Source organism: Streptomyces sp. GB4-14, assembly GCF_022696125.1.
Taxonomy (GTDB): domain Bacteria; phylum Actinomycetota; class Actinomycetes; order Streptomycetales; family Streptomycetaceae; genus Streptomyces; species Streptomyces werraensis.
Genome location: NZ_RZHO01000002.1, coordinates 3,160,191 through 3,180,166, shown reverse-complemented (window position 1 = coordinate 3,180,166; position 19,976 = coordinate 3,160,191). Strand labels below are relative to the sequence as shown.

The window sequence follows — 19,976 nt, the reverse complement described above, 5'->3', positions numbered from 1 at the left end:
CGGCCCTTACGGGGTGGTGTCCTCGGCGCTCAGCGGCGCCGCGGCGAGGTCGAGCGGGGGTTCCGTGGGGGAGTCGTCCGGCGGCAGGTCGTACACCTCGTCACCCTCCAGACGCGGCACCGGACCCGCGTCCTGCGGGACGATCAGCCCGTCCACCACCCACCACGTCATCCCGGGCTGCGAACCGGACTGCACCGACACCCCGCCGTGCGCATGCTCGGACAGGAAACGGACCCGCTCGACGGTCGCCCCGGGCGGTGCCGGCCACGCCCGGCCGAGGTACGTGATCACGTCCTCGCGGGGCATCTCCGTGAACATGACGGTCATGTGGGCACTACCTCCGTACGGCGCAGCGGCCGGTGAACCTCGACGGTGATGGACTCGCGGATGCGGTTGTCCGCGATGGGGAAGCGGTCGATGTCCTGCACCCGCACGGCAGTGACTGGAGTAGGAGCGGCCGGGAGCCGGCACCCGTGCAGCGCGGTCGCGAACACCTCGGCGAGCCCGTACCGCTCGGCGTTGCTGGCGACGCGCGCGGACGTCTTGACGCGGGCGGGCTGGACCAGGTCGACGGTGATGACCTCGACGACCGAGAGTTCTGCGTTCGGGTCGCCGAAGTCGCCGTTAGCTGCGGTGTTGAGGCGGATGTCCTCGCGCTGGATCACGCCGAACGGCGGGGCCTGTCCCTCGCGGGGGCCCTCGCGGAAGAACGGCACGCCGGAGCCGAGGCCCTCGAGGAAGGCCTTCAACGCGCCCTCAGTCGTCGCGGCCATCAGCGCCTGCCGATCTGCGAGGCGTGCGCCCGCCAAAAGATCTCGGTCATCTCGATCGCCGGCCGAAGGAACGGCTTCGCGGCGGTGCCAGGGTGGTTGACCTGCGCGACCGGATGCGCCGCGCCCGGCCAGTACAGCGCCTTCTTGTACTTCGGCTTGATGACGTGCGGGGCCGTGCCGTACTCCACCGCCGCCGCATAGTTCACGTTCGTGCCGATCACGTAGCCGACCGACCGGCCCGACCCCTCCGCCCGAGACACGATCGAGGAACGCAGTCGGCCGGTGTCCACCGGGGCCCGCCGCCTGGCTTCGTTCTGCACGTCGATGCGGGTCCGCTCGACGGCGCGCTTCACGTCGTCGGACATGCGGCCGAACCAGCGGCGGTAGCCGCGCTCGTAGGCGCGGGTGTTGACCTGCGTCGACACCTGCGCGCTCATCCGCAGACGGCCCGTCGCCCGGAAGCGTGCCATCACACACCCCCGATCAGTGACGCGCCGCGGTTGAGGTAGCCCGCCAACAGGGCGTCGACCTGCGTCGATCCGGTCGACGCGGCTGCGGAGACGACGCCTTCCGACGGGGCGTCGTCGGTGTCCTCGATGGCGACGTTGTTGCCCTCGTCGTCCACCTGCAGCGACGGGTCCTGCGCGGCGTCCGCGTCCGAGGGCGCGGCCTGCGCCTGGAGGTGCGCGGCGAGCAGCGCGCACGCCTCGCCCACCAGCGGCGGCACGGTGTCGTACCCGAAGCTGCCGATCACCTTCACCTGCTCGGCGCCCCACCGCTCCCACAGGCCGAGCCATCCCCCGCTGTACGACTCGGCCCCGGCAACGAGATCGTCGTAGCCGCCCCACGCCAGGTGCACGGCGTCGACCTGCCCGAGCACCCGCGACGACGTGACCCGGTACGAGGACGGCGGCAGCGACGCGCCGTCGTCCGGCTCCAGTACCGGCATGACCGCAGCGACTTGGCGGACGCGGCGCGGAAGGATGACCAGTCCATCCGCGCCGACGTCCGCCACCACCACCAGGTCAGTTGGCTCGAAACACTGCTGCGTGTAGGCGTCGATGCGCTCCCGGGCAGCCTGAATCCACGCGGCGACCTCGGCGTCCGTGCCGGTGACGCCCGCGTTCTTCGCGGCCTCGAGAGTGCAGTACGCCATCGGTCAGCCCTGCTCGCCCTCGGCGGACTCCTCGGCGGCGTCCAGCTCGCGCCGCACGCCCTCCGTGATGACCTGGCCCTTCGCGACGATCTGCCGGGCGTAGCCGCCCGGGTGCTTGTGGACGACCGGGCCGGTCGGCTCTCCGGTGCCGGCGGCGTCCAGCGCGCGGAAGGCGTCGGACGGCGCGGTCTGTCCGACCTGCCAGCCCTCACCCGCGTCGTACTGACGGGTGGACACCACGGCCGGGTTCGGCTGCTCGGGGGTCTGCTCGGGCTCGGGGCTCTTGCTGCTGCGTGCTGCCATAGCGGCGGCTCCTCAAAGGGGGTGTGGTCCGGTGGGGGAGGGCGCGGCCGGGACGGGGTGGCCGCGCCCTGCTCAGGGGGTGCTTACGTCGCCGCGGCGAACGTGATGCGGACGAACGCGGCCGGGGTGTGCACCGCGACGTTCGCGCGGCGCTCGGCGAGGATGACCAGCGTGTTCGCGGTGAAGTAGTCCGCGTGGCTGTCGGTCATGAGGATCGTGATCCCCTGCCGCTCCCACAGGGTGGCCCCGGTGCGGAACCCGCCGAGGAGCGCGGTCCCGGCCGCCATCGCGACGGTGGTGACCACCGTCAGTCCCCACAGACGCGTGGGCGCGCCCGGGTCGGTGACGTTCGCGATGACGCGGAACTGCCCGTTGGCGTCCTCGTCCAGCTCGATGTCCTGCCAGTCCATCGGGTTCATGACCACGGCGGTCGGCGGGTACAGCGCGAGTTCGCCCTGTGTCTTGGCCTTCCGGACGGTGATGAGCTTGACGTCCGTCGAGCCGACGCCCGGCTGGTACGTGCCGATGCCGGGCGTGGTGAGGATGCCCTGCATCTCCGTCGTGCCGTTGCCGGTGAGGATCTGCCGGTCGAGCTTGTACTCCAGCCCGTACGTCAGCCGGCCGTTGATGTAGCCCATCAGCTGGCCGTTGTCGTCGGCGGCCTGACGGGTGATGGGCACCCAGTGCGCGACCGTCTTCAGCGTGGTCGTGATGAGGTCAAAGGTGAACGGACCGCTCATCGGCTTGTCCGCGCCTTCGGCCACGACCGCGGCCTTGTTCCAGGTGGACTGCGGACCGGACGTGTCGCGCATGTACTCGAGGGTGTTGCCGTCCGACGTCTGCCGGTCCAGCAGGTTCGCCACCAGCAGCGGCATGTCAGGGTTCTGCGGGATGATCCCCGGCACCCGGGTGTTCTGCTGCGGCTGCGTGCCCGTGGTGACCGTGCCGGCCGGGGCCGCGCGGTGCTCGACGGCGAACTTGCCCTGCTTGCCGTTCGCGCGGAAGTGCTCGAGGGCGGCGGAGCGCACGAACGCCTCGGCGGCGGTGACCGGGTCGGGGTTGCCCTGCGGGTCGGGCTGCATGCCCGGCTGCTGCCGCTGGCCCGGGGCGGGGTCCGGGTCTCCGGCGGGGAGCTGCGCGGCCTTCAGCGCCCGCAGGCGGGCCTCACGCTGGTTCGCGGCCTCGATGTCCGCTGCCACCTTGTCGGCGCGCGCGAGGAGTTCGGCCGGGTCGCCGTCGTAGTTGGGGTCCTGGAGCAGCCGGACGATCTCGTCGCGCTGCTCAAGCAGGGTGGGGGCGCCGCCCTTGATGGGGTAGATCGGTCGGCCGTCGCGGCGGCGACCGATGGGGCGCACCTTGGCGAAGTTGCCCATGGCGTTCCTTTCGGTCCGTGGACGGCGCACAGCCGCCCATACGTGATGGGTTGCTGCGGTCCGTCTTTCACGGCCGGTGGATCGCGCCCGGCTACTGCTCGCGGCTTATACGTCCGGTGCGAGCGGCCCGGATGGGGTGAGGGTAGATCGAAACGGCGAGTGCGTGTGGGTGGGGGCTGCAATTCGCAGCGTCGGACGGGCGTCTACCTGCGTCGTCGGCCCCGGCCGGCCGCGCCCTTGCGCGCGGGCAGGGACCGGTACGGGGCGCTGCGCTGATTGCGGTGCGCCCAACGACGAGCGAACGACTTCTTGTTGGCGAACGCCCAACGCCACTGCGCCCGGCTCCTGAAGCGACCCATCGTCATGCGCCTCCCAGAGTGGTCAGCCGCAGCAGCGCCGCCCGCCGGGCCCGCTGCTCCATCTTGCGGTCCTCCTCGGCCGCGCGCTGCTCGTCGAACTCCGCGAGACGCTCGGCAAGGGTCGGGTGCCCTGCCTCCGCGTACAGATCACCCAGCGCGCTGCGCACCGTCTTCAGCTTGCTGCCGGGGACCGCCGCCATCCGCGCCGTGATCTGGGAGACCTCCACCAGCCGCGCCGAGCGGATGTTCTCCAGGGCGTCCTTCCGCTCGTCGTCGCCCATCTCCGCGAGCTTGGACCACTCGGGCAGGTCGGTGCGCACGAACCCGACGCTGAGTTCCGGGGCGCTCCCGGACCGGGCCATGATCCGGGCGTCCCGGCCGGCGGCCGTGTCGTCGTAGCGGCCCTCGATCCACAGGTGGTCGTCCCGCTCCTCGGCGCGGAAGGTGCCCACGGGCCGGGTGGGGTCGTGCATGAAGAGCAGCGCGTAGTCCCTGCGGTCGACGCCCTTGCGGAACACGCCGGGATGGAAGGTGGTGCCGTAGCTGTCGCGCTTGCCGTAGCGGCAGGCGTATCCGGCGAACGTGCCGTCGTCGCCGTCGGCCACGCGCCACTCGACGTCCTCGAGGCTGCGGAACTCGATCTCGGTCGTCACTTGCTCCTCCTTGCCCGGCAACGCCGGTTGCCGCAGTCGATCAGGTCGGGGTTCATGTGCGCGTCCGTGAAGCTGGCCGGTGGCGGCGAGACGGGCATGCCCAGCTCCCGCTCCAGCCGGGCCGTGGTGACGTAGGCGGCGCGGTCGTGCGTGTCGCAACGGCCCGCGATGGCTGCGAGCAGGCGCTTCATCGGCCGCCCTCCTTCGCCTGCTTGATGCTGTGTTCGGCGTACACCTCGGCGACGCCGTTCATCACGTCGCGGTGGCTGCTGGACAGGTTCGGGGCGTACCGGTACACCGCGCGGCCCTTGGCGTCGCGACCGTCGTACTCGTAGACGACCTGCCCGCCACCGAACGTCATCAGCTTGGGCACCTCGCCGTCGATGCCGACGCGGACGGCGATGTCCGCCTTCCCGTCGAACGGGCCCCGGCGCACCTCCTTGAAGGGGACGCCCGGCGGGCAGTACGCGCCCCGGTACTGCGCCGTACCGGCGGGCTGAAGGATCGCGCGGACCTCACCGCGCAGCAGGGTCGCCATCGTCAGACCTCCTCGTAGGTCGCGCGGAAGATGTCGTCTCGGCACGGGTAGAACTCTCCGGCGACGCCCTTGATGATCCAGTCGCCCTCAACCGCGCGCATCGTTCCTTCGAGCGTCTTGATGTCCACGTAGAAGCGTCCGTCGTCCGGCAACACACCGCCCCCGGCGAACTGGTCAGCGGGAACAAAGTCGATCGCCTCTCGGACGCTGGCACCTGCGAGGTGAACCGCTTCAATCTCGACGGGTCGTTTCCGGAACCGCGGCATGGTCAGGACTCCTTCGGTGAGTTGGCCGGGTACGTGATACCGGGCGGAGCGGTGGTCTCCCGGCCGAGAGGTGTATCGAGGGCTACCGGCCACATAGCGTCCCCCGGGCCAGTGCATGCTTCCCGCGCCCCGTCCTCGCTCGTGAAGACACCACCGAGGTCCCAGTCCGTGGCCCACCCTTCAGCGTCAGTGCTCTTGATCTGGGCGACGACCCAGACGGTTCCCGCCATGGTCAGGACTCCTCGTCGAACTGGAAGGTCAGCGCGCACCGGCACTGAATGGACTGTGCGGCCGGGGCGGTCGGGTCCGCCGGCCACCGCGACTTCGTGAGCGTGAACCGCTTGTTCATCGGGACGGTGCGCCCGTTCTCCTGCCGGTGCGTCTCCCGCGTCCGCTGGTCGGCCGTGGCCAACCACGTCTTCCGCACTGCCCCGGCGTCCAGCGCGGCCAGGAACGACGCCTGCGAGTAGCCGCCCACCGTCTCCGTGCGGGCAATCATCGTGGCGCGGTAGTCGCTGAGGTTGGTGAACACCTGCTGGAGCCGGGCCCGCAGCTCGGGGATCGACTCGCCCTCGGCCACGCCCGCGGCGAGCAGCTGCGCCCGCAGTACCTGCTCGGTCGTCGCCGTCACCTGCCCGGCCAGCTCGTCCACCCGGTCCCGCAGCGCCTGCGCCACGTCCGGCTCGTCCAGGTCGAACGAGCCGATGATGTCCGTGCCGCCGCGCCGCCACACCCGCTCGATGAACGGGCGCATCACCTCGGCCGTGCGGCGCCGCCAGTACCGGCCGTCGAAGATCTCCCGCACCCGGATCCGCTGCTCCCACCCCTCCGGACCGGAGGCGACGTCCAGGTCCGTCATGCACGCGGCCGGCACCTGCTCCGGATCCGGCGGGGCCAACGTCACCTGCTGCTCGCGGGCGAGCGCGGCGGCCTGCGCCCGCACCTCACCCAGCCACTCGGCGGACCGGTTCGGCCGCTTCATCAGCCGGTCAAAGTCGCGGAGGACGCGTTCACGCTGCTCGCGGGCGAGGGACTGCACCGCCCGAATCCCGGCGCGCTCCAGCTCGTCGTACGCCTGGTTTACCTCCGTCAGCGACGGTGACGACGGGGCGTCGTCGGCGCGGGCCAGACGGGGCGTCGGACGGGCGTTGACCTGCGGCGGCGTCCCGCCGAGGAGCCGCGTCAGGACGCTTTCCACGGTCCGCTCGACGACGGCCGTCACGTCCGGCACCGGGGCGGCCGGCATGCGGGAGAAGTCGGCGTCCCACGACCGGGCGTCGTCGCCGCCGGGCGCGCCCTGCACGGGGGCGAACTGCGCCCGGTACGGGGTGAGCGTGTGCGCGCCGAGGCCGCCCGGGAGCGGCTCGTAGCCGAGTTCCGCGCGCGCCTCGTCGATGGTCAGGGTGTCGCTGTAGACGCTGGCCCGGGTGCGGTTGGCGACGGAGTCCTGCGAGTCCTGGAGCGCGGCCACCCCCGACAGGTCCCACGCGGCCTCTTCCGCGTCGGAGGGGAGCAGCACGCGGTCGATCTCGCTGCCGATGATCTCCAGCTTCGGGCCGATCGTGTCTGACCACAGGGTGGCCTTCGCCGCCGACCGGTTCTCGTAGGTCGTCCCGGCGGCGAGGTAGTCGTGCGGCACGCCGAACGCCATCATCACTTCGGCGCTGTTGGCCATCCGCGACTCGAGGTAGGCCATCTCCTCGGGGGTGAAGGTGAGCCGCTCGTAGCCGATGCCCGACCCGCTGCCGCCGGCGCGCGGCGCGGACCGCACCAGCAGCGTCTTGCCCGCGTTCTCCGGGCCCTGCATGCTGCTGCGCCACGCGGCTTTCACCGCGGTGAACTCCTGCTCCTCCATGTCTCCGAGGTAGACGACACCCGTGGGGCGGGCCCCGTTCGCGTAGGACGAGCGCTGCCACTCGCGGGCGTAGGCGTCCATGTCGACGGCGTGCCTGGCGGCCTTCCACGGGGGCAGGCAGCCGAGCGGGTCGAACGGGTGCGGGTAGCGCAGCCACAGCATCTCTTCGGGCAGGACGGGGACCTGCGTGCCGTCCAGGCGGCGGATCATGAAGCCGATCACGTCGGCCGTCGTGGGCCGCTCCCGCAGCGGCTTGTCAACGATGACGTCTACCTGGTCGAACACAAGGTGCATCTCGAGGACGTCGCCCTGCCCGGTCTCGCCACGGTCCAACCAGACGAACGACTGCCCGGCAAGCTCGGCCTGCTGGAGCAGCAGGCTCTTGAAGACGCGGGCGGACATCAGCGGGTTCGGGCGTTTGTTGAACAGGTGCGCGACGGGGTGCCCCTCGATGACCGTGCCGTCGCCCTGCTGCACCACCAGCGGCACGCTGGCGCCGTTGTCGGCGATGGCCGCGACGCACCGGTACGCCACGGCCGAGTTGGCGTAGCCGCGGGCCTCAGCGTCCAGCGCCATCGTGAGGGACTGCTGCCCGCCGATACTGGCGACGGTGACGGGCTGCCGGTCCCGCAGCACGTCCAGGCCGGCGGCCCGCTTCTCCGCGGCCCGGCTCAGGGCCCGGTTCCTGTACTGGCTCACGTCGTCGTTCCTCCTAGGCGACCGCTGCGAGGTTGCCCGCGGGGGCGAGCATGAGGTGTGTCATCGCCCATACGTAGGCGTCGAGTCGGTCGGGGCTGGCGTCGCCGGGGACCCAGGTGGTCAGCTGCTCCTCGAGGTCTGGCAGCGAGCCGACGATGTGGGCGCTGCCCTGTTCGGTGAGCGCGGCGACCGGCTCGGCCCTGGTCGCCTTCCCCCTCGAGGCGGTGACGGTGCGGTAGTTGACGGTCGGGTCGATCTGCCGCACGACGGTGCCGATCCACTCGCCGCCGTTGTTGACCTCGGCGACGATCGCGTCCGCCCGATGCTCGTGGTACGCCCGGATCGCGCGGCGCGCGGCCTCTACCGGGGGCATCCGGCCGGACAGGTCGTCGAGCGCGTAGCCGTGCTGCCGCTGGAAGCCGTTGCGGTCCGGGATGTACGCGGCACCCCGGCCGGCGACGATGATGCCCATCTCGTCCGCCTCGTCGGTGGACGTCGCCGCGGGGTCCATCGCCACGACGACGCTGGACAACGGGGGCGTGGCGCCGACGCGGGCGGCATCGAGCCCGGCCATCGTCCACAGTGCGCCCTCGATGTCCTCGAGGAGCACCCCGTCCAACTCCTGCGCGGCGATCCTCGTCCCGGCGTACTTCCGCATGAGGTGGTCGCGCTGCGCCTGCGGAAGATGGATCGCCTCGCGGGTCCGGCCGCGGGTGACGATGACGTCGTCGCGGCGGGTGAGTTCGATCAACTCGGTGCGCGGCTTTGGGGTCGTGCTGGCGATGTAGTGCGGGTTCGCTCCGAGGCGGAGGCCCATCTCCGAGTGCGTGATCGCGTCCTTCAGCCGCCGTTGCGCGGCAACCTCTTCCATCCACACGAGGCACCGGTTACCACCGGCACGGAGGCGTTCGACGTCGTCCGGGGTGTGCGCGCCGAACAACTTCGCCTCCGCGCCGGACGGCCAGCGGGCTATGGTGCCGCCGACGGTCTGCCGCAGGTACACGCGCGGGTCGTGTGCCTTCAGCCCGGACGGGCCGTTGACGCACGCCTCGGCCGCGTCTCCTTGCGTGGGGGCGATGATGGCCATGCGGTGCCCGCCGGGCAGGCGCGGGTCGCATGGGGGCCCGTTGACGTGGGCGACCATGTAGCGGGCGCAGCCGTCGGTTTTGCCGGTGCCGCGCCCGCCGAGCTGGAGCCACCAGCCGAGGGTGGGCACGTGGTCGGGTGGCACCTGCCACGGGTATGGCGTCCACCGGTTCCAGCGTTTCCGCCAGAGCCGGTCTGCCAACTGTTGCTCAAGGATCGCGAGTTCTTCGGGGGTGAGCTGCTGGACGCGGGTGCGGAGTTCGTCGCGGGTGAGGGTCACGGCGCACCGTCCATCTCGGCGATCTGGTCGGCGAGTTCCATGACGCGGGCGGTCATCTCGTCGGTGACGGTGACGTTGGCCTTGACGGGGGCGTACAGGCCGAGGAGTTTCGCCTGGTGGTCGAAGAGGCGTACGAGTCCTTCGACGGCGCGGACGTCGCCCTTGATGACCTTCGGCATGAGGGAGTTGATGGCGATGTCCAGGTTGGCGAGCTGCTCGCCGAGGTACTGGCCGTGGGCTTCGGCGGCCTGTTCGGCGAGGGCGGCGACGCCCCGCTTCCAGGCGACGTACACGTTCTTGACGTCGCATCCGAGGTGTTCGGCGATCTGCCGGAACTGCATCCGCTCTTGGGTGCGCAGGCGTACGACCTCGTGCTGTCGCACGAGGCCGAGATCATGGTTCGCGTTGCGCCGCGGCACTGCACCTCCCTGGTAGGGAAGGTACGGATTTTCGGCGTGCCGGGATCTTGGGGGCTGCAATTCGCGGGGACGACGACGCCCCGCCGACGCAGGTCGACGGGGCGTTGCGGTGGTTCTCGGGTCAGGCGGCTGGGCCGAGAACGGTGGTCCCGGGATCCTCCAGTGCCCGCGCGGCTACTGCGCGCAGTTCCTCGTCCGTCATCTCGGCCGCTTGGGCGCAGCCCTCCGCCATTCGCTGAAGCGCGCTCGGGCGCGGCTGTTCGTCCATGCGGCCATTCTCTCGCGGTCGGGGCCCGGTGTCAGCAGGCGTCGTACTTCCAGGCGCCGCCCTCCAGCGTCCACGGCTGCTGGCTCTGGTCGAACTTCGGCAGGCCCTCCACCTTGTACGAGACGCGCGCCAGGTCGCCGGAGACGTCCGCTTGTACGTCCGTCGCCGGGTGGTCCGGCCCGTACTCCTCGGCGGCCTGCTTCACCGTCGCCCCGAAGACGAGTTCGTTGATCTCGCCCCGGCAGCGCTCGGACAGCATGCGGTGCGCGGTGCTTGCCTCCCCGCCGAAGTACGCGCTGGTGTAGTCCTTCACGGCCTGCTCCAGTGCGGCGGTTCCGGTGGTCGGCTCCTCGGGGGTGCCGCTCGTCTCCGCCGGCGGGGTGGTGCTGCTCTCCTGGCTCGGCTCCTGCGGCGCGCTCGGGCTGGCGGTGTTGCCGGGCGCGGCGTCGTCGTCGGTGGACGAGCAGCCGGTGAGGGCGGCGAGCAGCAGGGCGCCGGCGGCGAGCGTGATGATGGTGGTGCGCATGGTTCCCCCCATGACGAGTGCGTGTGGTGGGGGCATGGTCGCATGGCGGGCATGGGTGGGCCCCCGCCCTGGGGGTTTTAGGCGGGGGCCCGGTGCAGCGCGTCGCAGCCAGCAGACGCGGATATGCATGACGTCTACGACGGTACGACGCGGGTCTGACAGCGGCGGTCGGTCAGGCGGTGCGAGCGGAGTGCTTCAGCGCCTCGATGAATTTGGAGGCGGCAGGCGCAGACTGCGCGAGTAGCACCGGGGCGCTGGCGGCCAGCTGGAGCATCGCGTCATGCATCGGGCGCAGCGTGCGGCCTGCGGCCTCCATCGCCGCGCGTGCGTCCTGCGCCAGCTTCTGCTGGAACTCGGTCGGCTCCGGTACGGAGTTATGGCGGTCGAGCTGGCTCAGGGCCCGCTCGCGGTCGGGGTATCGGCGGTAGCTCATGGGGCCCATCATCCCTTCTTGGGCTTGGCGGGGGTGGACTTCTTCGCGGGCTTCAGCCACCCGCCGCGCGACGCCTGGTACGTCGTCTCGTGCCCCTTCAGCCGGGGGTCGTCGGCGGGGATGGGCTTCTTGAATCCGAGTGCCATGATGGCGGTCCTGTCTCTTCGTTGGGATGGGACCGGGGCGGCCGGCTAGCTGCCAGGCGGACGGCCGCCCCGGGGCTTACGGAAGCTGGTCTTCCGTGACGTACTCGATCTCCGGGTAGACGATCGTCATCCCCCCGGGGCCCTTCACCACTCTCGCGGCGCGACCCGTCTCAACTGCGAAAACCTCTCCACGGGGAGGGGGCGCGGTGGGGGAGGGGAGGGGCTGGTACGTACCTTTACGGCGGCGGGCGGACCACCACACCGCAGCCACGCCGACCACCCACACCGCGAGCACGGCGGCATCCGGCGACGCGGCCCACAGCCCGGCCAGCGCGCCCCCGCCGAGGACGACGAGGACGCACCCGCCCGCGAGCGGCGACCGCCCCTCGCCCGTCTCCTCGGGCTCTGCGGCCGGGGCCTCCCGGCGCGGCCGGCGCGCCATCACAGCGCCCCGTACACGGTGCCGCCGAGCCAGTTCACGGCGGTCGCCAACGGCACCGCAGCGAACCCGGCCACGCCCGCGCTGGTGCCGAGGGTGAGCCCGCACCAGGCACCCAGCTTCAGCGTCTTGCCGTGCCGGGACTTCTTCACCAGGGCGACCATCACCGCGGTGAGGATCAGCACGACCGCCCCGCCGGTCTGCGTGAGCGGCAGGTAGACGGTCCCGCCGGCGCGCTGCCCGGCTGCGGTGCCGACGCCCCATACGAGGGCGACGTCGCCGAGCCAGTTGGAGATCCACAGGGCGGTGTCGGCGGCCCAGCCGATCAGCCCGCCGATGCCGAGGACGGTGAGGCAGCCGTAGGACCAGGCGAACAGGAACGGGGCCAGGTCGGCGCTGTGCCGTAGGGGGTCCTTCGTGAGTTGCTTGCGGCCGGGCCACCAGCTGGTGACGAAGTAGCCGAGGATGCACAGGCCGACGGTGACGCCGCCGATGGTGACGATCTGCATGGGTGGTCCTTCAGCGGAGGACGGCGACGGCGAGCGCCGCGAGGGTGAGGATGAAGGCGAGGCTCCCGGAGATCTTCGGGACGTCGCGGAGCGCGAGGGCGCACAGGCCGAGCAGGCCGAGCAGAGCCGAGGCTGCGAAGAACCCGAGCGGCATCGTCAGCTCGCCTGGTGCAGCGGCGTCGGCCGGGCAGGGAGCGCGGCCAGCTCGGGCTCATGCTGCTCGATCTCCTTGCGGAGCACGCCGCGCAGGGTCGACGCGCCGGGCGCCGTGAGGTTCGCGGCCTCGAGGGCGGCCTTCATCTCCCCGGTGGTGGGCCGGAACCCGGAGTCGTACAGGGGGCGGAGGATCGCGCACCGCGGGTCGCTGTACCGGATCGTCGGTCGCTCCGGTCGCTGCTCCTCGAGGGCCGGCCGCTCGGCGGGCTCGGGCTGCTCGGCCGCGGACTCGAGGGCGGGCGGCTGCTCCGGCTTCGGCGGCACCGGGGCGGGGGCCCGCTCGACGGTGACGACGGGCGTGGCCTGCGTCGACACGTCGGGGCGTCGGGCGAACCAGACGTGTAGCTGCCTCATGAGCGCGCCGAACGCCAGCAGCGCGGCGACCGGGGGGACTGCGGCCACGACGTACTCGAGGCGGCTCGCGTCGGCGCCGACGCCGGCCACGTTCAACCCGATGGAGCCGAGCGCCCCGACCGCGGTGAGGGCGATCGCCCACCAGTCGACGGTGCGCAGGTAGGAGGCGCGGAGGATCAGCAGCTCTCCGGCGAGGTAGAACAGGTCGAGGACGGCGGGCCAGGCCCAGGCGCGGGCGGGGTCCATGCCGAGGCCGTTGCTGGCGGCGACGTCGTGGAGGTGGTGGTAGGAGAGCCAGAAGGCGATGCCGGTGATGGCGGTGATGAGGATGGCGGCGCCGACGGCGAGGCCGAGCCCGGACGTAGCCGCGGGCGGCGGGGATGTGCGAGGCTTCTTCCAGCCCATGGAGGTCACGTCTCCTGCGGTCAGCCCCCGGTTGGTAGCCGGGGGCGTCTTCATTTGTGGGGCGTCGTCGGGCGTCGTCGGCCCGTCGTGACGCGCCCAAGGGGTACCCCTTGGGATTCCAGAGGGTACCCCTTGGACGGGGGTGTGTGCACCCCTACGCTCCGGTCGGGAGGTGGCGCGGGTGGCTGGTGAGGTCGAGCGGGTGCGTGAGGCGCTGCGCGCGTTGGAGGCGATCCCGGACGCACTGGATCGGGCGCAGGCGTGCGCCGAGTTGCTGCGGGAGTGGCCGGAGCTGCACCGGATGGTCGCGGACGTGCGGCAGCAGGCGGTGCGGACGGCGAAGGAGCAGGGTCACACGTTCCGGGAGATCGGGGCGCGGATGGGTGTGACGGGGGAGACGGCCGGCCAGATTGCGGCGCGGAAGCACCGGGCGTCGTCCTGACGTGACGACGCACGTCAACGCCCGTCGCTGCTCCGCTCGGGGGATCTGAGCGCCCGGCCGGTGTCCTGCTGGGTGGTTGGCTGGTTGGTTGGTCATGACGACCAACCAGATGCCCTTGCCGTCGGGCGAGGACGAGATCATCACGCAGGCGCAGGCGTACGAGATGGCGGGGATCACCCGCGCGGTGCTGCGGGGCTGCATCGACCGCGGTGAGTTGCGGATCGCCGACCACAAGGGCTCGCGGGGATCGGCTCGGTTGTACCGGTCGGATGTGCTGCGGGTGGCTGACGAGAAGGGGTGGCCCGGGGCGACTGGGGCGGTGGTCCCTGCGCAGCCAGTCTCGGGCGGCGGGTGTGCAGAGTGCGTGCGGCTGCGTGAGGGCCGGCGGCGAGACGCGGACACGATCGGCCGACTGCAGGATGCGCTCATTGCGGCCACGCGGCAGAGATGACGACGCCCCGTCTCCTGCCGTCGTCGGGCGGGGTGACGGGGCGTCTGGCCAGCGTCGTCAGTGCGCGTTGTTCGGCGAGACGACCCACGCGTAGGCCTCGGCAAGGTTCTTCAGCGCCTCAGTGCGCGCGCTGGCGTTCAGCTTGTCCGATGCCTCGGCGGCCTCCTCGATGTTCTTGAGCAGGGCCAGGGTCGCGGCCTGCGAGGCGGAGTCGTAGTCCTCGTTGAAGCTCACTGCTGCTCCTTGGTCGGTGGTGCTGGTGGTGGTGTGGGGGACGTGTGGGGGCGGTGTGTGGTTCCGGCCGGGTCAGGCGTCGGGGTCGTCGGCCGGCGGCGTCTGCTGCCGCGTCCATGCGGGCGTCATCAACTCGGTGGCCATGAAGTCGCCGTCGGCGGTGCGGTGGCCGACGATGACGCGGACGTCGTCAGGGTCTTCGCCGCGGGCGCGCATCTCGGCGATGATCTGCTGTTTCAAGTCGTCCAGCTTCTGCGCCTGGTGAACGATCTGCTCGACGTCGTCGTTGGTGGGCTCACTCATGGGTCAACTCTCCTTGGGCTGTTCGGTGCCGTCCAGGGCGCGGATGGTGTTGCAGGGTGCTGGCGTGGCGCATGTCCGGCACAGCGCGGTGTCGTCAACGTGCAGGGCGCGCACTCGGGCGATGGCGGCCTGCGCCTGCTCGGCGCGGTCCTGTTCTTCCATCTCGGATCGGGCGTAGCGGTCGCGCTCGGCCTTGGCCTGCTCGGCGCGGCGGTGCGCGTCTTGCAGGTCGGCGTACAGCATCTGGACGTGCCGTAGGTTGCCGTGGGCGACGGCGCGGGCGGTGTCGGCCTCCCGTGTCTCGGCGTCGACCAGCTCGCGGAGTGCGGCGACTTCGCCGGGGGTGAGGTGGCCGCGGTCGGCGCGGGCGAGGAGGTTGTGGAGGCGGGCGCGTCGTTCGGTGCGCTGCTGCTCCTCGTCGTCGGCGCGGGCCTTCATGGCGGCGTCTGCTGCCCACTGCTGGATCAGGCTGGACCGCTCGTTCATCTCCTCGGCCAGCTGCTCGTTCATCGGGAACCAGTGGCCGACGGCCTTGCCGGGTTCGGTGCTGGGGTCGATGCCGGCGACGGGGCGTCCGGGCGTCGTCGTCGGGGTGTCGGCGACGGCCGACGCCCACGTCTCGCCCTCGGGCCCGCGGTGGACGGGCCCGTCGTGGCCGTCGCGGAGGACGCACGGGCCGAGGTGCCTGTCCCCGATACCGAGGGTGGAGGCGTCGCACGTCGTCGACGGCCCGTCGGCGGGCGTCTGCCGGGTGTCGGCGAGGCGTCGGACCTGTGCGCTGAGCTGCGTCGTCAGTCTGTCGACGGCGGCGACGACGGCACGCGCATCAGGGCTGGGCTGGCTCATCGCTGCGCCTCCCCGCTGCGCCGGGTCGGCTCGCTGGCGTCCAGCAGCGCGAGCGCGTGCAGCAGGAGCGCCCGGCAGATGGCGCGCTCTCGGGGGTCGGTGACGGGGACGCGGTCGATGTGCGTGCAGTCCTGCGTGCCGTCGTCGTTGAGGGTGCTGGTGTACGTCAGCAGAGGGCCGGTGGGGTTGTAGGCGGTGCTCACAGGGTCTGGTCCTTCCGGGTGCAGGTGGCGGTGTCGTGCGTGGCGCCGTGCGACTCCCACGCGGTGAGGCAGCAGGTCTCTTCGAGGGCCTGCCAGCCGAGGGCGATCTCGTCGAGGACGGCGGCCGTGTGGGGGCCGGCCGGTCGTATGGCGCGTTCGACGCGGGCCGCGGCGGCGTGGGTGCGCCAGCCGATGGTCCAGCCGAGGGCGACGGCGAGGACGGCGACGAGGACATGGGTCATGGCTGCTCCTGGTCGTCGTGGTCGAAGCGGGTCCAGTGGACGGTGGCGAGGAAGGTGAGGGCGACGGTGTAGGCGGCGACGGGGAGGGCGGCGAGGAGCTGGCTCACGGCTGCTGGCCCTCGTCCTGCCGCGCTCCGGCGGCGGCCACGTCGACCACGTGCCGCCCGCAGGACCGGCACCGATCAGACGGGCCCACGTCGTCCGCGGTGAGTGGCACGTCGGCGCCGACGGCCGGGGCGCAGCCGATGCAGTAGGCGGGGCCGTTGCCGTCGCTGTACGCGGCGGCGGGCGTCTCGGTTGCCGTCTCGTCGGCCAGGCGGCGCAGCTGCGCGGACGCGTCCCGGCAGGGCCGAAACTTGTGCGGCTCCAGCACGCCGCCCGCCTTCGCCTGCTGGGTCTCGGCGTCGATCTGGTCGGCGGCCCAGCGGAGGGTGACGGCGCGGTCGGTGGGCGCGGGCAGCACGGCCAGCACCGCGTCGGCGTCTTCCTCGGCGTCGGCCCGCCACCGGTACTCGCAGTCCGCCCAGCGGCGGCCGGGGTTCTGCCGCTCCCAGATGGCGGCGGCGATGCGGTCGCGGAGGTCGTGGTTGGTGGCGGGCGCCTGCCCAGCAGACGACACGGCGGGGTTGGCCTCGGCCGTCGCCTGCTGCGCCTGCTCGGCGAGGTGCTCGCGGACTGCGGCAGTCTCGGCGAGGAACATCTTGCGGGACAGTTCGGACATGGGTGGTTCCTTTCGGTGGCTGCCCGGGAGGACAGCCACGGTCGAATCAGGCGGCGGGGCGGTTCTTGCGGCGGGCTGAGGGCTGAACTCCGAGGAAGCCAAGGGCCCGGTCGATGTCCGCGGTGTGCGTGTCGTCGTAGTGCTGCTCCATCGCCTTCGACGCGGTGTCCGGGTCGCCCTCGCGGACCACGTGCGGGCAGTTGAAGAAGCAGTGCACCGCGTAGACGGGAGCAGGCTCGGGGGGAGCCAGGTCGGTCAGTTCGAAGAGGGCGTCGGCGGGGCTGCTCACGGTGTTCCTTCGGGTGGTGTGGGACGGTGGGTGCAGACCCGAAGCGCCTAGGCCGCGCCCCGGGTCGCGGCAGTCACGAGACGGGGCGGCGCGGTTCGATGTAGGTCCGGCCGCGGTTGTAGTGCGGCACCGGGTCCGAGGCGGGGAGCAGGACGCGCGAGTGCGGGTCCACCTCGTTGCCGTCGCGGTCGTAGTAGGTCGGCGCGTCCCTCTCGTGGTCGGCCTTCCACTCGGCCAGGTCGTCCGGACTGAGGCCGGTGGGGATTTCCTCGCCGTACCAGTCGTCCGTGATCCCGGCCTGCTTCAGCTCGGCGTCCGTCATCTCGTTGACGATGTGCTCAGTCGCGGCCTGCACGTCGAACACTTCGGGCTGCTCGATGTGCTCGTAGGCGGCGGCCAGCTCTTCGAGGCAGGCGACCATGCGCTGCTGCCAGTCGAGCGGCATGGACTGCATCAGCGTGCGGTGCAGCACCTGGTAGTTGGTGTAGCTGAGGCCGAACCAGGTGTGGATCGGGCCGTTGGTCGGGTGGGTGTCGGGTGTGGTGGTCATGGGGTGGCCTTTCGGTCGGGCCGGACTGCGCCGGCAGGGGTGGTGGGTCAGGCGGCGACGGCGAGCGGCTGTACGCCCGTCTGCGGGCCCGGCAGCACGGCGGTGGGCCCGGAGGTGCGGGAAGCGCTACGAGGCCGCCTAGAGCCCCGCCGCGCCGCAGGAACCCGCCGCGCATCCATGCACGCCTCACACGCCCGCTCCCCCAACCGGCGATGCAGGTAGTAGCCAGCCGCCGAACCACCAGCCGCGTGATGCCGCGCCAGCTGCTCGCGCCGCTGCTCCGTCACCAGAGCCTCGTGCGCGGCCACGCAGTCCCCGTCCACGCAGTCCGGGCCCGGCTTCTCGCGGTACGTGAAGTGCGCCCGGTACGCCCGCTCCGAGCCGCACAGCAGCCGAAGGCGGCCCTGCTCGTCGAAGCGGTGCGGCTCCCCCGTCCAGAACGCGCGCCGGTCCGCGGTGGTCGTACCGCCCCACACGCCGTGCGGCTCCCGCTCAGCGATCGCCTGCTCGGCGCACGCCTGCTGCAACGGGCACGTCCGGCACAGGCGGACAGCCGCGTCACGCTCCCGGCTGTTGTCGCTGAACCAGGTGTCGGGGTCGAGGCGGCAGGGCAGGCCGGGGGTTCGGATCATGAGGTCGTGCAGGCTGGTCAAGGCGGCCTCCCAGGGGGTTGGTCGTGGGGCAGTTGGCTGGGCTGGTCAGGCGTCGAGGGGGAGTTGTCCGGCGGCTTCGATGGCGGCGCGTCGGGTGGCTGCTGCGGTGTGGCGGTGGTGGTCGCGGTCGTAGTGGAGGTGGCAGCCCTGGCACATGGCGCGGAGGTTGTCGGGGTGGCAGTTCTCGGGGGTGTGGTCGAGGTGGGCGACGGTGAGGACGACACGGCTGCCGGTGCCGTAGGCGGGGAGGCCGTTGGTGTTGGGGCAGCGGCCGGTGTGGGTGCCGCGTCCGCACTCGCCGAGGCATTCGCAGCGGCCGGCGGCGCGTTCGAAGCGGATGCGTCGGCTGATGTGGGGCCAGTCGGCGGGGTAGCGGTGGCGGTTCTCGGGGCGGATGGGCATCAGGCGCTGGTCCTCTCCGGGGTGGTGGCGGCGTCGGTGCGGCTGGGGTGGGGTTTGTCGATGGGGCGTCGTCCGCCTTGGCGGGTGGGGCGTTGGCAGGGGTGGCCGGGTCGGGCGCGGCAGGTTTCGACGGGGCAGGCGACGGCGAGCGGGTCGGGCCGGTTCTCTTGTGCGGCGTCGAGGCGGGCGGCGGCGACGGGCCGGTACGGCGCGAGGGCGCGGCGGGTCTCCGTCGTGAGGTAGTCGCCGAGGGCGGCGACCCGGCGTTGTGCTTCGGCGGCGGCCGGGCCGGCGGTGATGGCGCGGACTTCGGCGGGGGGCTGCTGGCCGTAGACGACGGCGCGGCGTTCCCCGCGGAGGGCCTCGAGGTAGCCGGGCACGTCGTCGGGGTCGACGTCGGGGTGCGCGGTGGGCTCGAATGTGCCGCTGTGGCGGTTCATGCGGTCGCGGACGACGGTCTGCCAGCGGCCGGCGATGTCGCCGGGGGTGATGGGCCACTGGCTGGTGGCGTAGTGCTGCTGTGCGGCGGTGAGGGCGTAGTCGTAGGGGACGTCGGCGAGGATCCCGGCCCACATGTGGGCTTGGGCGCGGCGTTCGATGCGGTCTTCGCGGCGGACGCGGGGGTCGGCGAGGGCGATCTGTGCGATGAGTTCGGGGATCTGTTCGGGGTTCATCGGGTGCCTCCGGTCTGGCGGAGTTCCTCGGCGATGGCGGCCATGTCGGCGAGGTACTCCTGTGTCTTGCTGGGGGGGCCGCCGACGGGGCGGGGCCCGGTGAAGGTGGTGGGTGCTTGGACGCCGGTCCAGCCGCGGAGGAAGTACTTGGCGCTGTAGGGCTGGGTTTTGGCGGCTTGCCAGGCGCGGGCGGCGTGGTCGACGAGGGCGGGGATGCCGGCGCGGCGGATGGCGTCGCGGAGTTCGAGCCACTCGGTGGCGCTGAAGCTCCACGAGACGTTCATGCCGCGGGCGTGCATGGCGTCGATGAGGGGCTGCACCTCTCCTCGTCCGGAGACGTGAGCCACGTCGGTGCTGGGCTTGTCCGCGGAGGGGGGAGGGGGAGGAGGAGTCTCCGTAGGAGACTCCGGGGACGGGACGGGTGGGGTGGGGTTGGGGGCAGCGTCTCCGTGACGCCGCGTAGACGCGTCTACATCACCGTCTACATCCGGGGCGTCACCCTCGTTGACCTGCCCTTTCTTCTTGCCCTCGCGCCAGCGTTGTTGCCGTTCCGTCTTGGCTTTGCGTGCCAACTCGGTCTCAACTCGACTCGGGTTGCGTTCCAAGTACTGGTGGATCGCGTATGAGTTGGCGTCGAGTTCGGGGCACGACTCGCAGTCGTGGCCCTTCTGGTGCCACAGGCCGGCGTCCACCAGGGCCTTGATCATCCGGGGGGTGCCGTACATCTTGGCGACGTGCTTGGGGACGATGCCGTCGGTGACCTGTTGGGCCGCCCACGACCCGCAGCGGACGTACAGGCCGATGGCGGGTGTCCCGGCTGCGAACACCTTGGGGTGGCAGTGGAACCCGTCATCGATCTTGAACCAGGCCATCGGGGCTTCTCTCTTCGGTGGGTCGTCCCAGGGCGGGG

The 19,976-nt window shown here is 71.8% G+C and carries 34 protein-coding genes; 2 read left to right on the top strand and 32 right to left on the bottom strand.

Features of this window, described 5'->3' with window-relative positions:
* Window positions 1–6 precede the first annotated feature (6 nt).
* The 20 genes from ELQ39_RS15825 to ELQ39_RS15730 form a co-directional block, all read right to left on the bottom strand.
* A complete protein-coding gene (locus tag ELQ39_RS15825) occupies window positions 7–327 on the bottom strand; it encodes a hypothetical protein (RefSeq protein WP_242592357.1) in 321 nt (106 codons plus the stop codon).
* Window positions 324–773: a hypothetical protein gene (locus ELQ39_RS15820; RefSeq protein ID WP_242592355.1), complete on the bottom strand. Its 450-nt coding sequence runs from the start codon at window positions 771–773 to the stop codon at window positions 324–326. The genes ELQ39_RS15825 and ELQ39_RS15820 overlap by 4 nt, the downstream gene beginning before the upstream one ends.
* Window positions 773–1,243 carry an HK97 gp10 family phage protein gene (locus ELQ39_RS15815; protein WP_242592353.1) on the bottom strand — a complete coding sequence of 157 codons (471 nt, stop codon included), beginning with the start codon at window positions 1,241–1,243 and terminating at the stop codon, window positions 773–775. Before ELQ39_RS15815 ends, ELQ39_RS15820 begins: the two co-directional genes overlap by 1 nt.
* Window positions 1,243–1,929, bottom strand: coding sequence for a hypothetical protein (locus ELQ39_RS15810; protein WP_242592352.1), 687 nt, complete (start codon window positions 1,927–1,929; stop codon window positions 1,243–1,245). The genes ELQ39_RS15815 and ELQ39_RS15810 overlap by 1 nt, the downstream gene beginning before the upstream one ends.
* Window positions 1,930–1,932: 3 nt before the next feature.
* Complete coding sequence (locus tag ELQ39_RS15805; RefSeq protein WP_242592351.1) at window positions 1,933–2,232, bottom strand: hypothetical protein; 300 nt, start codon at window positions 2,230–2,232, stop codon at window positions 1,933–1,935.
* A gap of 83 nt (window positions 2,233–2,315) precedes the next feature.
* Entirely contained in the window at window positions 2,316–3,605 is a 1,290-nt protein-coding gene (locus tag ELQ39_RS15800; RefSeq protein WP_242592350.1) for a phage major capsid protein, read from the bottom strand.
* 361 nt (window positions 3,606–3,966) lie between these two features.
* Entirely contained in the window at window positions 3,967–4,617 is a 651-nt protein-coding gene (locus ELQ39_RS15795; RefSeq protein WP_242592349.1) for an HK97 family phage prohead protease, read from the bottom strand.
* Window positions 4,614–4,808, bottom strand: a complete 195-nt coding sequence (locus tag ELQ39_RS15790) for a hypothetical protein (RefSeq protein ID WP_242592348.1) — start codon at window positions 4,806–4,808, stop codon at window positions 4,614–4,616. Before ELQ39_RS15790 ends, ELQ39_RS15795 begins: the two co-directional genes overlap by 4 nt.
* Window positions 4,805–5,155: a hypothetical protein gene (locus ELQ39_RS15785; RefSeq protein WP_242592347.1), complete on the bottom strand. Its 351-nt coding sequence runs from the start codon at window positions 5,153–5,155 to the stop codon at window positions 4,805–4,807. Before ELQ39_RS15785 ends, ELQ39_RS15790 begins: the two co-directional genes overlap by 4 nt.
* Before the next feature lie 2 nt (window positions 5,156–5,157).
* Window positions 5,158–5,421 carry a hypothetical protein gene (locus tag ELQ39_RS15780; RefSeq protein ID WP_242592346.1) on the bottom strand — a complete coding sequence of 88 codons (264 nt, stop codon included), beginning with the start codon at window positions 5,419–5,421 and terminating at the stop codon, window positions 5,158–5,160.
* Window positions 5,422–5,653: 232 nt separating this feature from the next.
* Window positions 5,654–7,975: a phage portal protein gene (locus ELQ39_RS15775; protein WP_242592344.1), complete on the bottom strand. Its 2,322-nt coding sequence runs from the start codon at window positions 7,973–7,975 to the stop codon at window positions 5,654–5,656.
* A gap of 13 nt (window positions 7,976–7,988) precedes the next feature.
* Entirely contained in the window at window positions 7,989–9,341 is a 1,353-nt protein-coding gene (locus ELQ39_RS15770) for a phage terminase large subunit family protein (RefSeq protein ID WP_242592342.1), read from the bottom strand.
* Window positions 9,338–9,724 (bottom strand): hypothetical protein, encoded by a 387-nt coding sequence (locus tag ELQ39_RS32555; RefSeq protein ID WP_242592340.1) that lies wholly within the window; start codon window positions 9,722–9,724, stop codon window positions 9,338–9,340. The genes ELQ39_RS15770 and ELQ39_RS32555 overlap by 4 nt, the downstream gene beginning before the upstream one ends.
* Before the next feature lie 335 nt (window positions 9,725–10,059).
* Window positions 10,060–10,554, bottom strand: a complete 495-nt coding sequence (locus tag ELQ39_RS15760) for a hypothetical protein (RefSeq protein ID WP_242592338.1) — start codon at window positions 10,552–10,554, stop codon at window positions 10,060–10,062.
* Window positions 10,555–10,726: 172 nt separating this feature from the next.
* Window positions 10,727–10,987, bottom strand: a complete 261-nt coding sequence (locus tag ELQ39_RS15755) for a hypothetical protein (RefSeq protein ID WP_242592336.1) — start codon at window positions 10,985–10,987, stop codon at window positions 10,727–10,729.
* Window positions 10,988–10,995: 8 nt separating this feature from the next.
* Window positions 10,996–11,133 carry a hypothetical protein gene (locus ELQ39_RS15750; RefSeq protein ID WP_242592334.1) on the bottom strand — a complete coding sequence of 46 codons (138 nt, stop codon included), beginning with the start codon at window positions 11,131–11,133 and terminating at the stop codon, window positions 10,996–10,998.
* A 76-nt stretch (window positions 11,134–11,209) separates the two neighbouring features.
* On the bottom strand, window positions 11,210–11,575 hold the full coding sequence (locus ELQ39_RS15745; RefSeq protein ID WP_242592331.1) for a hypothetical protein: 366 nt from the start codon (window positions 11,573–11,575) through the stop codon (window positions 11,210–11,212).
* Window positions 11,575–12,081 carry a hypothetical protein gene (locus ELQ39_RS15740; RefSeq protein ID WP_242592329.1) on the bottom strand — a complete coding sequence of 169 codons (507 nt, stop codon included), beginning with the start codon at window positions 12,079–12,081 and terminating at the stop codon, window positions 11,575–11,577. The genes ELQ39_RS15745 and ELQ39_RS15740 overlap by 1 nt, the downstream gene beginning before the upstream one ends.
* 10 nt (window positions 12,082–12,091) lie before the next feature.
* Window positions 12,092–12,235 (bottom strand): hypothetical protein, encoded by a 144-nt coding sequence (locus ELQ39_RS15735; protein WP_242592326.1) that lies wholly within the window; start codon window positions 12,233–12,235, stop codon window positions 12,092–12,094.
* Window positions 12,236–12,237: 2 nt separating this feature from the next.
* Window positions 12,238–13,056 carry a DUF2637 domain-containing protein gene (locus tag ELQ39_RS15730; RefSeq protein WP_242592324.1) on the bottom strand — a complete coding sequence of 273 codons (819 nt, stop codon included), beginning with the start codon at window positions 13,054–13,056 and terminating at the stop codon, window positions 12,238–12,240.
* Between the two features lie 181 nt (window positions 13,057–13,237).
* Between ELQ39_RS15730 and ELQ39_RS15725 the strand changes: the two genes are divergently transcribed.
* Window positions 13,238–13,498, top strand: coding sequence for a hypothetical protein (locus ELQ39_RS15725; protein ID WP_242592322.1), 261 nt, complete (start codon window positions 13,238–13,240; stop codon window positions 13,496–13,498).
* Between the two features lie 94 nt (window positions 13,499–13,592).
* The gene (locus ELQ39_RS15720) at window positions 13,593–13,949 is read left to right on the top strand and encodes a hypothetical protein (RefSeq protein ID WP_242592320.1); all 357 of its coding nucleotides are present in this window, start codon (window positions 13,593–13,595) and stop codon (window positions 13,947–13,949) included.
* A gap of 57 nt (window positions 13,950–14,006) precedes the next feature.
* Here ELQ39_RS15720 and ELQ39_RS15715 read toward each other — a convergent pair whose 3' ends face one another.
* The 12 genes from ELQ39_RS15715 to ELQ39_RS15660 all read right to left on the bottom strand — a co-directional run bounded on the left by ELQ39_RS15715 (window position 14,007) and on the right by ELQ39_RS15660 (window position 19,938).
* The gene (locus ELQ39_RS15715; protein ID WP_242592318.1) at window positions 14,007–14,183 is read right to left on the bottom strand and encodes a hypothetical protein; all 177 of its coding nucleotides are present in this window, start codon (window positions 14,181–14,183) and stop codon (window positions 14,007–14,009) included.
* Between the two features lie 72 nt (window positions 14,184–14,255).
* Window positions 14,256–14,486, bottom strand: coding sequence for a hypothetical protein (locus tag ELQ39_RS15710; RefSeq protein ID WP_242592316.1), 231 nt, complete (start codon window positions 14,484–14,486; stop codon window positions 14,256–14,258).
* Between the two features lie 3 nt (window positions 14,487–14,489).
* A complete protein-coding gene (locus ELQ39_RS15705) occupies window positions 14,490–15,332 on the bottom strand; it encodes a hypothetical protein (RefSeq protein WP_242592314.1) in 843 nt (280 codons plus the stop codon).
* Window positions 15,329–15,535, bottom strand: coding sequence for a hypothetical protein (locus tag ELQ39_RS15700; protein ID WP_242592312.1), 207 nt, complete (start codon window positions 15,533–15,535; stop codon window positions 15,329–15,331). Before ELQ39_RS15700 ends, ELQ39_RS15705 begins: the two co-directional genes overlap by 4 nt.
* The gene (locus ELQ39_RS15695; RefSeq protein WP_242592311.1) at window positions 15,532–15,777 is read right to left on the bottom strand and encodes a hypothetical protein; all 246 of its coding nucleotides are present in this window, start codon (window positions 15,775–15,777) and stop codon (window positions 15,532–15,534) included. Before ELQ39_RS15695 ends, ELQ39_RS15700 begins: the two co-directional genes overlap by 4 nt.
* 103 nt (window positions 15,778–15,880) lie before the next feature.
* Window positions 15,881–16,498 (bottom strand): hypothetical protein, encoded by a 618-nt coding sequence (locus ELQ39_RS15690; RefSeq protein WP_242592310.1) that lies wholly within the window; start codon window positions 16,496–16,498, stop codon window positions 15,881–15,883.
* Window positions 16,499–16,544: 46 nt separating this feature from the next.
* Complete coding sequence (locus ELQ39_RS15685) at window positions 16,545–16,787, bottom strand: hypothetical protein (protein WP_242592309.1); 243 nt, start codon at window positions 16,785–16,787, stop codon at window positions 16,545–16,547.
* A 73-nt stretch (window positions 16,788–16,860) separates the two neighbouring features.
* Window positions 16,861–17,337 carry a hypothetical protein gene (locus tag ELQ39_RS15680; protein ID WP_242592308.1) on the bottom strand — a complete coding sequence of 159 codons (477 nt, stop codon included), beginning with the start codon at window positions 17,335–17,337 and terminating at the stop codon, window positions 16,861–16,863.
* Window positions 17,338–17,384: 47 nt separating this feature from the next.
* A complete protein-coding gene (locus ELQ39_RS15675; protein WP_242592307.1) occupies window positions 17,385–17,990 on the bottom strand; it encodes a WhiB family transcriptional regulator in 606 nt (201 codons plus the stop codon).
* Between the two features lie 45 nt (window positions 17,991–18,035).
* Window positions 18,036–18,392 (bottom strand): hypothetical protein, encoded by a 357-nt coding sequence (locus tag ELQ39_RS15670; protein WP_242592306.1) that lies wholly within the window; start codon window positions 18,390–18,392, stop codon window positions 18,036–18,038.
* Window positions 18,392–19,066, bottom strand: a complete 675-nt coding sequence (locus ELQ39_RS15665; protein WP_242592305.1) for a zinc finger domain-containing protein — start codon at window positions 19,064–19,066, stop codon at window positions 18,392–18,394. Before ELQ39_RS15665 ends, ELQ39_RS15670 begins: the two co-directional genes overlap by 1 nt.
* Entirely contained in the window at window positions 19,063–19,938 is an 876-nt protein-coding gene (locus ELQ39_RS15660; RefSeq protein WP_242592303.1) for a hypothetical protein, read from the bottom strand. Before ELQ39_RS15660 ends, ELQ39_RS15665 begins: the two co-directional genes overlap by 4 nt.
* Window positions 19,939–19,976 lie beyond the last annotated feature (38 nt).